At 63.7% G+C, this 9,501-nt stretch carries 10 protein-coding genes and 1 pseudogene; 3 read left to right on the forward strand and 8 right to left on the reverse strand.

What is annotated here, in order from left to right; all coding sequences use genetic code 11:
* Both EOA24_RS16740 and EOA24_RS16745 read left to right on the forward strand, forming a co-directional pair.
* The coding region (locus EOA24_RS16740; protein WP_245501807.1) for a GMC oxidoreductase at positions 1-203 on the forward strand (203 nt) is incomplete at its 5' end.
* A 292-nt stretch (positions 204-495) separates the two neighbouring features.
* Positions 496-1,276: pseudogene (locus tag EOA24_RS16745) on the forward strand (alpha/beta hydrolase).
* A gap of 75 nt (positions 1,277-1,351) precedes the next feature.
* Here EOA24_RS16745 and EOA24_RS16750 read toward each other — a convergent pair.
* From EOA24_RS16750 to EOA24_RS16760, 3 genes are all read right to left on the reverse strand, one after another.
* Positions 1,352-2,065, reverse strand: a complete 714-nt coding sequence (locus EOA24_RS16750; protein ID WP_245501810.1) for an ABC transporter ATP-binding protein — start codon at positions 2,063-2,065, stop codon at positions 1,352-1,354.
* Complete coding sequence (locus EOA24_RS16755; protein ID WP_245501808.1) at positions 1,950-3,035, reverse strand: ABC transporter permease; 1,086 nt, start codon at positions 3,033-3,035, stop codon at positions 1,950-1,952. The genes EOA24_RS16750 and EOA24_RS16755 overlap by 116 nt, the downstream gene beginning before the upstream one ends.
* Before the next feature lie 92 nt (positions 3,036-3,127).
* Positions 3,128-4,111, reverse strand: a complete 984-nt coding sequence (locus tag EOA24_RS16760) for an ABC transporter substrate-binding protein (RefSeq protein ID WP_126081816.1) — start codon at positions 4,109-4,111, stop codon at positions 3,128-3,130.
* A gap of 265 nt (positions 4,112-4,376) precedes the next feature.
* On the opposite strand from EOA24_RS16760, the gene EOA24_RS41615 reads away from it, so the two are divergent.
* Entirely contained in the window at positions 4,377-4,544 is a 168-nt protein-coding gene (locus EOA24_RS41615) for a hypothetical protein (protein ID WP_189343096.1), read from the forward strand.
* A 33-nt stretch (positions 4,545-4,577) separates the two neighbouring features.
* Here the strand turns inward: EOA24_RS41615 and EOA24_RS16765 are convergent, their stop codons facing one another.
* The 5 genes from EOA24_RS16765 to EOA24_RS16785 all read right to left on the reverse strand — a co-directional run.
* A complete protein-coding gene (locus EOA24_RS16765) occupies positions 4,578-5,324 on the reverse strand; it encodes an SDR family NAD(P)-dependent oxidoreductase (protein ID WP_126081815.1) in 747 nt (248 codons plus the stop codon).
* A 38-nt stretch (positions 5,325-5,362) separates the two neighbouring features.
* Positions 5,363-6,541: an alanine--glyoxylate aminotransferase family protein gene (locus tag EOA24_RS16770; protein ID WP_126081814.1), complete on the reverse strand. Its 1,179-nt coding sequence runs from the start codon at positions 6,539-6,541 to the stop codon at positions 5,363-5,365.
* Between the two features lie 26 nt (positions 6,542-6,567).
* Positions 6,568-7,374, reverse strand: coding sequence for a 4-pyridoxolactonase (locus EOA24_RS16775; protein WP_126081813.1), 807 nt, complete (start codon positions 7,372-7,374; stop codon positions 6,568-6,570).
* 49 nt (positions 7,375-7,423) lie between these two features.
* A complete protein-coding gene (locus EOA24_RS16780) occupies positions 7,424-8,359 on the reverse strand; it encodes an ABC transporter permease (RefSeq protein WP_126081812.1) in 936 nt (311 codons plus the stop codon).
* Between the two features lie 3 nt (positions 8,360-8,362).
* On the reverse strand, positions 8,363-9,501 hold a 1,139-nt coding region (locus EOA24_RS16785; protein ID WP_245501809.1), incomplete at its 5' end, for an ABC transporter permease.

Consider the following 9,501-nt stretch of genomic DNA (forward strand, 5'->3'; position numbering starts at 1 on the left):
TCTATCACCCGGTCGGGACCTGCAAGATGGGAACGGACGACATGGCCGTCGTCGATCCCTTTACGCTGAAGGTTCGCGGCGTGGACGGGCTTCGAGTTGCGGATGCCTCCGTCATGCCGAAGCTGATCGGCGGCAACACCAACGCGCCAAGCATGATGATCGGGCAGAAGGCTTCGGAGATGATCCTTGGTAGGGGCGCGTAACGGCGAACGGTAAAGATCGCCTCGCCTTCGAAATTGGGCCGTTCGGCATTTCGCTGAGCTGCCCGATTGTTGCCCAGAACCGGGGAGCGCCCTTGCAACCCGTAGCGGCCGCGAATGCGGTGATGCGCCAATTTTTCCGGCGAGACCCCCGACCGAGGCGGTCACGAAGCCGTGACGGCCGTAACGAAGGTTCCGCAGGTTGCGAAGACTGGGCGTAGACGCCGCGCGAAGCACTTCCAGCGCGGCTCGGCCAAGCATCGGCCGCCCCCGCAAATCTCTCAAGGAACCCACGATTATGATGAATCGGCGCACTTTCTCCACCACGCTTGCCGCCGGAATGGCCACGAGCCTCCTTGCCAGCTCACCCACGGCGCGAGCGCAGACGAACCCGAAGCTGCGCAATGTAGTGATGGTTCATGGCGCCTATGCGGATGGTTCGTGCTGGTCGGACGTGGTCGGCATCCTGCAGCAGGCCGGCTTCAGGCCAACCGTCGTCCAGCACCCGCTGACCACGCTGGAGGCAGGCGTCGAGGCAACGCGCCGCGCGATCGCTCTCCAAGGATGGACCGACGGTGCTTGTTGGACATTCCTTTGCTGGCATGATCGTCACGGAAGCGGGGATGGACCCGAAGGTCTCCTCGCTCGTCTATGTCGCGGCGCGCGCGCCGGACGCCGGCGAAGATTACACGGCGCTCGCCAAGACCTTTGCGGCGCCACCGGCTTCCGCCGGCCTCGTCTGGTCCGAAGGCTACGGCAAGCTCAGTGAGGAGGCTTTCCTGCGGGATTTCGCAGGCGGTATTCCGCACACGAAGGCGCGTATCCTCTATGCCGTCCAGGGGCCGATCTCGGACAAGCTTTTCACCGGAAAGACGACGCAGGCGGCCTGGCGCTCGAAGCCAAGCTGGTATGCCGTATCGACGGAGGATCGCACGATCAACCCTGATCTCGAGCGCTTCATGGCAAAGCGGATGAACGCAAGAACCATCGAGGTGAAGGCAAGCCATTTGTCGCTCATCTCTCACCCGCACGAGATCGCCCGGCTTATCTCGCAAGCCGCCGGACAGCTGAGCTGACAGGCTGATCGGGTCCGGGGCGGCAGACGTCCGCCGCCTCGGGTTCGGGCGTTCGATGCTCCCGACTATTTGCCCTCAGTGATCCTCGTCGATCTCATCGTGCAGGAGGCCGAGGATGCGGCGCTTGAGCGCGATGAAGTCGGGTTCGAGGATCACGTCCATCGAACGCGGCCGCGGGATGTCGACCTTGATCTCGGCCTTGATCTTGCCGGGCCGGGCCGTCATCACCAGGACTCGGTCGCCCAGCACCAGCGCCTCATCGATATCGTGGGTGACGAAGAGCACCGTCTTCTGCTGCCGCTCCCAGACGCGCAGCAGCAGCTTCTGCATGGTGCCGCGCGTCTGGCTGTCGAGCGCGCCGAACGGTTCGTCCATCAGCAGCACGGCCGGGTCGTTGGCAAGGGCGCGCGCGATCGCCACGCGCTGCTTCATGCCGCCTGAGAGTTGCGCCGGATAATGATCGGCGAAGGGCGCAAGGCCGACCTCGTTGAGATACTGGTCGACGATCTGCCTGCGCTGCTCCGCCGGCAGACCCTTGCGTTTCGGTCCATATTCGATGTTGGCGCGCACCGTGAGCCAGGGAAACAAGGTATAGCTCTGGAACACCATGCCCCTGTCGGGACCTGGCTCGATCACTTCCCTGCCGTCGACCTTGATGCTGCCCGAGGTGGCGTCATTGAGCCCGGCGGCCAGATAGAGCAGGCTGGATTTGCCGCATCCTGACGGACCGACGATGACGCAGAATTCGTTCTTGGCGACCTGCAGCGACACATCGTCCAGCGCCAGCACGCCATTGGCGTCGCCATAGCGCAATGTCACGTCCTCGATGCCCATGGTGGTGCCGGCCGAACGCTGATCGCCGGCTGCATGGGCCGTGCCAGCCGGGTTGTTCGCATTGATGGTTTCGGTCATCACTACCCTTGATCCGGCTGCGGTTTGCGAGGAGGCGTTCATAGTCAGGCTGCCCATGGCGCGACCCTCGCCCGGAGAATGCGGAATGCCGTGTCAGTGATGAGGCCAAGAAGCCGATCGCAGCGATCGCCATGAAGATCACATCGACCTGGAAGCCGCGCATCGCTTTGAGGCTGATATAGCCGAGGCCGCTCGACGCCGCGACCAATTCCGCCACGACCAGGTAGGTCCAGGCCCAGCCCATGGTGACGCGAAGCGTGTCGAGGATCGCCGGAAGCGCTGCCGGAAAGATGACGTGCCACACCGCTTCGCTACGCTTGGTGCCCAAAGTGTAGGAGGCGTTGACCAGGTCCCGGGAGACGCTGCGCGCGCAGTCGGAGATCATCACAAGCTGCTGGAAGAAGGTACCGAAGAAGATCACCGCTATGCGCTGCTCGATGCCGATTCCGATCCACAGGATGAACAGCGGCACGAAAGAGGTCACAGGCAGGTAGCGGATGAAATTGACCAGCGGCTCCAGCGGCGCCTGCACCGCCCGGTAGGTACCCATCCACAGCCCTAGCGGCACCGCGATCGCCGAGGACACGATGAAGCCAAGGATCACCACCTTGGCGCTGGTGAAAGTGTGATAGAAAAGACTGCCGTCGAGCGACATGCGATAGGCCGTCTGCAGCACGGTTCCGGGCGTCGGCAGGAACATGTTCGGCACGACGCGGCCGTAGGACAGAAGAGCCCAGCCGCCGATCACGGCTATCCACATTGCCAATGCGAGCGTGGTTGCGGTGCTGGCGGGAATGTTGGCGAATGGGGTCGTCAGGCGTGTCCACGCCGTCCGCCTCTGTGCCATAGGATGGCCTCCGTAGATTTAGGCGCGAAACTGAAGCTTTCGAGAAAAAGCGGGGTCAGCCTGTCAAGCGGACCCCGACGGATTTCGAAGGCTTACTGTTCCTTGATGAAATCGGTGTCGAGAATGGTCTTCGCGTCGATCGTCATCTTGAGCTTGCCGGCCTTGCCCCAGATATCCTGGGCGAAGTTCACCAGGTCGGACGCCTCGCTCTTTTCCGGAGTGCCGAAGAATTCCAGGTTGCGGGCGCGGTCGTAGTAGCGCACGCCCTGGGCGCCGGCCGCGAAATCCTCGGGCTTCTCGAGATAGCCGCCAATGCCCTTGGCCATGATCTCGTAGGCCTTGTCCGGATTGGTCTTGATGTAATCGACCGCCTTGTAATAGCCCTTGATCAAAGCCTTCACATCCTCGGGATGCTTCTCGATCAGGTCGCATTTGAGCGCGATCACGTCGACGATCAGGCCGGGCGTCGTCGCGGAGTCGATCAGCACCTTGCCCTTGCCGCCCTTGCGGACTTCGGTCAGGTGCGGCTCCCAGGTCACCGCGGCGGGAACCTGGCCGGCGATGAAGGCGGTCGCGGCGTCATCGGCGGTCATGTTGGTGATGCTGACATCGTCCTCGGTCATGCCTTCCTTCTTCAGGAGCACGTTGAACCAGAATTCGGAAACGGAGCCCTCGTTCAGGGCGACGGGCTGGCCCTTCAGATCCTTGAGCGACTTGACGTCCGCGTGCGTGACGACGCCGTCGCCGCCATGGCTGTCGTCGAGCGCCACGACATATTTGAAGCAGAGGTCGTCGGAGCGGTACTTCATCAGTTCGTCGACTGTGGATGCCGCGCCATCGAGATCGCCGCCGGCGACCGCCGCCATATAGAGCGCCGATTCTTCGATTACTTTCAGGTCGACGTCGACGCCGGCTTCCTTGAAGTAGCCGAGGTCGCGGGCAAGAAACAGCGGCCCGTAGCCGACCCAGGTGGTCATGCCCAGGCGGATGGCGCCGGCGTCAGCGGGGGCGGCAAGCCCCAAGCCCAGCAGGCCTGCGCTGACCGCGGTCATCAGGCAATTGCGGAATGTCTTCATTGTCGTGGTTCCCCATGGCTGTTGCTGGCACCGACCTCATTCGAGTGGCGTATGCCAGGCTGTCGTTTCGGCAGCCGCTCTCTTGTTATGCGTCGCCCTCCCAGGCGGGCCTTCTTCTAGGTTCCGCAAGAGAGCATCCGGGCCGGGTCGCCTAAAGAAGTCTTTTTCTGTCCTTTGCTTCGCCGAAACCGAAGCAGCGGCCCTTTCCTTGTCGACGAACTCGAATCGAGGGCGCCGCGCGATTGCGGTTCCGGCGGATGTGCCAATGGCCACGGGCCGGTGCCGCCCTGGAAGACGCAAAACGGCGACCGGGATCGGTCTGCTCGGCATTTCCGCCGCGCAAACGGTGGTCGGCATATGGCTCAAGGACACCACGGAGGCGGTTGTCGCCGTATTCACCGGCGGTATCCAAACACTCGACCTGAGCAGTTGAAGCTACGTCGTCGGAAAATTTCGGTCTCAGCGGCTAATGCCTGACCATCCCGGCGTCGACGTTCAGCGTCTGGCCGGTGATCCAGCGGGCGTCCTCGCTCGCCAGGAACGATACGACGTCGGCGATATGCTCGGGCTGGCCCTTGCCTTTCATCGCCTGCAGCATCTCGACGAAGCCGAACGCCTCGTTGTGCGGGCTCGCCTTGACGCCGTCGCTCTCGATCAGGCCGGGCGTCACCGCATTCGCCGTGATGTTGTATTTGCCAAGTTCCGTGGCCAGCGCACGGGTGAAGCCAATGACGCCGCCCTTGGCCGCGACATAGGCCGCCATGTTGGGTGTGCCGGCAAAGAAGGTGTTGGACGCGATGCTGATGACCCGTCCTGCCTTGTTCGCCGCCCGCATCTGGTCAGTGGCCGCGCGGGTGACGATGAACGTGCCCGTCAAATTGACGTCGATGATTTTGCGCCAATGGTCGAGATCGACATCGTCCCAGGCGATGAACGGCACGATGCTGGCGTTGTTGACCAGTATGTCCACGCCACCGGTCAGCGCCTGGATTTCAGCAAAAAGCGCTTTGACGGACGCTGGATCGGAGATATCGGCGGCGACAGCCTTCGCTTTCCCGCCGATCGACGCGGCGGCCGTCTTTGCGCCCTCGGCGTTGATGTCACTGACGATGACGGTCGCGCCATCGGCCGCCAGCCGCGCCGCGATCGCCTTGCCGATACCCTGCGCCGCGCCCGTCACCAGGGCCGCCTTTCCCGCAAGCCGTCCAGTCATGAAATTTCTCCCTCGATCCGTGATCCGATGATGTCCGTTCAGGCGTCGGCGTCGATGACGGCCAATGCCGCATCGATGCCTTTGCCGATTGCCAGTTTCTGGCCGGCCGCGTTCATGGCGCCGCCAAGCGCCGTCAGCGCCGCGATGGCGTAGATCGGCTGGGCGGTCGGCCCCATGTGGCCGATGCGCGTCAGCTTCCCCAGCGTTTCGCTGCGACCAGATGAAAACACCACGCCGTAGCGGGCGCGCGCGGCCTGGCGAAGCGCCTTCTCGTCGACACCCTTGGGGGTGCGAACCGTGGTGGTGGTCGGCGACGCGATCCCGTCGCTGGCTGCCCAGATCGACAAGCCCATCGCTGCGACGCCCGCGCGCGTGGCCCTGGCTGTAAGCGCGTGTCGCGCCCACACCGCCTCCGGCCCCTCGTTGAGATAGAGGTCGAGCGCGACATCGAGCCCGTTGATCTCCGAGACCGAAGGCGTGAACGGAAACGGCTTGTCGCTCGACCAGGCATCTTCCCAGTCGACGATGCTCAGCATCGATGCGCGCGGCGCAAGCGGATTGGCCTTCATCTTGGCCCAAGCCCGCTCGCTGACGCCCATCATGGTGAGGCCGGGAGGGGCGCCCAGGCATTTGTTGGGACCGGTGACATAGATATCGGCCTTGCAATCCTCGGGATGGGTCTTCATGCCGCCAAAGGAAGAAACGGCGTCGACGATAAGGTAGGCGCCATGCGCCGAGACCAGCGCGCCGATGGCGTCGATCGGATTGATGGTGCCGGATGGCGTGTCGTGGTGACAGACGGAAACGACGGTGATTTCCGGATGCGCCTTCAGCATTGCCGCGACCGCCTGCGGGTCGATCGCCTCATTATAGGGCACTTCGATTTCGAGCAGATGCGGCGAATAGCGTTTCGCCCAATAGCCGAACCCCTTGCCGTAAACTCCGGAGGCAAGGTTGAGCACGACGTCGTCGGGCGCGATCAGGGAAGCCGCCGCGGCCTCGAGGCCGAGCACCGGCTCGCCATGCAGGATGACCGGCTTGTTCGACAGCCGCATCGCTTTCTGCGCCTTGTCGGTCACCTTTTCGTAGAAGAGCTGGAACGCCGGATCATAATCGTAGAGCACGGTGCGGCCGAGGCCACGCAGCACCTCTGCATAGGCGTTGACAGGCCCGGCGGTCAGGGTAATGACCGGATCGGCATGATCGGAATAGCGCATGGGAGTGGTCTCCGGATTGGCGGCGTTCAGCCGTAGAACTGGGTGCCGGTCTTGTAGGTCTTGAAGTTTTCCATGTCGTGCGAGTACATCAGCTCGGCACCGTGGTCCTCGGCCAGCTTCTTCACCTTGCGCATCGAATTGACGCCCGCGACCGGGTCGATGTGGAAGGCTGCCTGGCAGAGCGTTTCCAGGCTCTTCTGCGTGTAGGCGGCGTCGATGGTGAACATGATCGGCTTGCGCTTGGGAAACTCGACCAGCAGGCTGTAGTGGCCGATCGAATGGCCGGGCGTCGAGATCAGCTTTACGCCCCTGGCCAAATCGACGTCGCCCTCGATGCCTTCGAAGGTCGAATTGGCGCGCGTCGTGCCCTCCAGCAGCTGCGCGGTGGCGCCACGCGCCTCCGCCGCCTCGGCCGAGAAGCTCAGGTCGGAATAGCCGAGATGCTCGAAAGGTTGCGGATTGCAGGCCTGTGGCACCTCGGAGCGATGGCAGATCTTCTTTGCGTGTGGAAAATACTTGTTGCCGCCGCAATGGTCGAAATGGAAATGCGAGTTGACGACGACGTCGATGTCCTTCGGCTCCAGCCCGAGCAGCGCCAGCGCGCCGGGAATGGTCTGGTGCTTTTCCTGGATCGGCTTCTCGAAAGGCAGCACTTTCATGACGTGGTCGTAATCATAGCCGGTGTCGATGAGGAACCGGCCCTCGGCATGCTCGATCAGGATCGAATAGACGGGAAAGCGCACTTCGCCGCCGGGGCCGCGATTCCAGAACACATGATAACCGTCGAGAACGAGCGAGCCGCCGTCGAGCAGGTAGACCTTGGTATCCGACATTTGTCGTCTCCTATCTTGGCGCGGATCCCATCCGCGCATCTGGTTTCTGTCAGCGCGCGCCGCGCTCATATGGAATGCCGAGCGCCGCAGGCAGGCTGGCGCGCCGCCCGAACAGTACAAGCATGATCATCACCGCCAGGAACGGCAGCATCTGGATGATGTCGGTCGGGATGTTGATGCCCGCCACCTGCATGGCCGTGGTCAGCGACAGGCACACGCCGAACAGCAGAGCGCCGAACAGCACCCAGACCGGACGGCCGCGCGCCAGCATGGCCAGCACGATGCCGAGGAAGCCGGCGCCATTGGTGATGAAGGGAATGAACAGGCCCGCCCCGACATTGGCGAGATAGGCGCCGCCCAGCCCTGCCAGCGCGCCGGTCGTCAGCACCGCGATGGTGCGGGTCCTGATGACGTCGATGCCGGCGACATCGAGCGCGGCCGGCTTGTCGCCGGCGGCCTGCAGGTTGAGGCCGAGCTGTGTGCGCCGGTAGAGGTAGCTCATGGCGAACACCAGCGCAACGGCCAGATAGACGATCAGGTGATGCCTGAAGAAGGCCGGCCCGATAACGGGAATGTCGGACAGCAGCGGAATGACGGTGGCGTCCGCCGCCGGCAGGCGGGGATAGCTGCGCGAGAACTGGAAATGATGGAGCAGCGCCGTCAGCCCTTCCAGCCCGAGCGTCAGCGCGATGCCATTGACGATCTGGTTCAGCCCGATGCGCACGCAAAGCAGCGCCATGATCAGCGCCACCGCGATGCCGCCCGCGGCGCCGGTGAGGAAGCCGAGCCAAAGTGATCCCGAATAGAAGGCGCCGACAAAGCCCAGATAGGCGCCGGCCAGCATCATGCCTTCGATGCCGATGTTGAGCACGCCGGCCTTTTCCGACATCTGCTCGCCGAGCCCGGCAAGCAGCAGCGGGACGGCCGCGGTGACGGCGCCGAACAACAGCGCGCCAAGAAAAACCTCGCTGAACAGCCCGGTCATGTCTCAGGCCTTTCTCGATTGGTTGTAGCGGTGGTCGACATACTCGGCGAGGGCGAGCACGATCAGCACGATCGAGACCAGCACCAGCGTGAAATGATTGGGCACGCCAAGCCGCCTCGCCGCGCTCTCGCCGCCGATCGAAAGCACCGAAAGCAGAAACACGAAGCCAATCGCGGCAAAGCCGTTCATGCGCGCGAGGAACACCGCCGGAATGACCGCCAGGCCGTAGGCGGGGTTCCAGTCGGCGCGGACATTGCCTTGCACGCCGATGATGTCGACGGCGCCGGCAAGGCCTGCAAGGCCGGCCGAAATGGCAAAGACGGCAACGGTCAGGCCAGGCACGCCGAGCCCGGCATGGACCGCCGCGCGCGGATTGGCGCCGACGATCCTCAATTTCAGTCCGAACGCTGTCCGCGTCATCACCAGATGCACGATGATGATCGCCGCAAGTCCGAGCACGAGGCCGCTGGTGATGGTCGTGTCGAAGAGCCGCGGCAGCCTGTCTTCGACCGACAAGGTACGCGTCTGCGGCACGGTCGTGCCGGGGTCGCGGAACACGAGCTTGACCAGCACGTTGGCGAGCGAGGTGCCGAGGAACGTCATCATCAGCGTGGTGATGATCTCGTTCACGCCCTGATAGGCGCGCAGCAGCGCGGGCAGCAGCGACCACGCCATGGCCACCACCATGGAAATCAGGAACGAACAGATCAGCGCCAGCCAGGCCGGCATAACCTGCACCAGGACGGGAGCGCTGGCGGCCGCCGTGACCGCCCCGAGCAGGAACTGGCCGTCGCCGCCCAGATTCCACATGCCGGCGCGAAAGGCCACGATCAGGCCGGCGGCGAGGAACAAGAGCGGCGCCATGCGCGTCAGCGTCTGCTGGATGCCCAGCGGCGAGAACAGCCCTTTCTCCAGCACGTAGCCGTAATAGGCGAGCGGGTCGACGCCGACGGCAAGCAGTATGCAGCCGGCGATGATAAGAGCGGCAAGGATGGGCCCGAGCGTCATCAGCAGCCGGTGCAGTATATCGCGGCGGGTGGCGACGCCGCTCGTGGCATCGAGCGCGTTGGCGTTGGCGCCGGGTGCGGTATCGATGCTCATGCGGCCAGTCCAATCATCAGGCGGCCGACCTTGGTGCGCGC

This window comes from Mesorhizobium sp. M2A.F.Ca.ET.039.01.1.1 (assembly GCF_003998035.1).
Classification (GTDB): Bacteria; Pseudomonadota; Alphaproteobacteria; order Rhizobiales; family Rhizobiaceae; genus Mesorhizobium.

Coding starts and splice junctions, on each gene's coding strand:
- EOA24_RS16755 (WP_245501808.1), bottom strand. CDS start 3,035: ATGGCACAGAGGCGGACGGCGTGGACACGCCTGACGACCCCATTCGCC.
- EOA24_RS16760 (WP_126081816.1), bottom strand. CDS start 4,111: ATGAAGACATTCCGCAATTGCCTGATGACCGCGGTCAGCGCAGGCCTG.
- EOA24_RS41615 (WP_189343096.1), top strand. CDS start 4,377: ATGGCCACGGGCCGGTGCCGCCCTGGAAGACGCAAAACGGCGACCGGG.
- EOA24_RS16765 (WP_126081815.1), bottom strand. CDS start 5,324: ATGACTGGACGGCTTGCGGGAAAGGCGGCCCTGGTGACGGGCGCGGCG.
- EOA24_RS16770 (WP_126081814.1), bottom strand. CDS start 6,541: ATGCGCTATTCCGATCATGCCGATCCGGTCATTACCCTGACCGCCGGG.
- EOA24_RS16775 (WP_126081813.1), bottom strand. CDS start 7,374: ATGTCGGATACCAAGGTCTACCTGCTCGACGGCGGCTCGCTCGTTCTC.
- EOA24_RS16780 (WP_126081812.1), bottom strand. CDS start 8,359: ATGACCGGGCTGTTCAGCGAGGTTTTTCTTGGCGCGCTGTTGTTCGGC.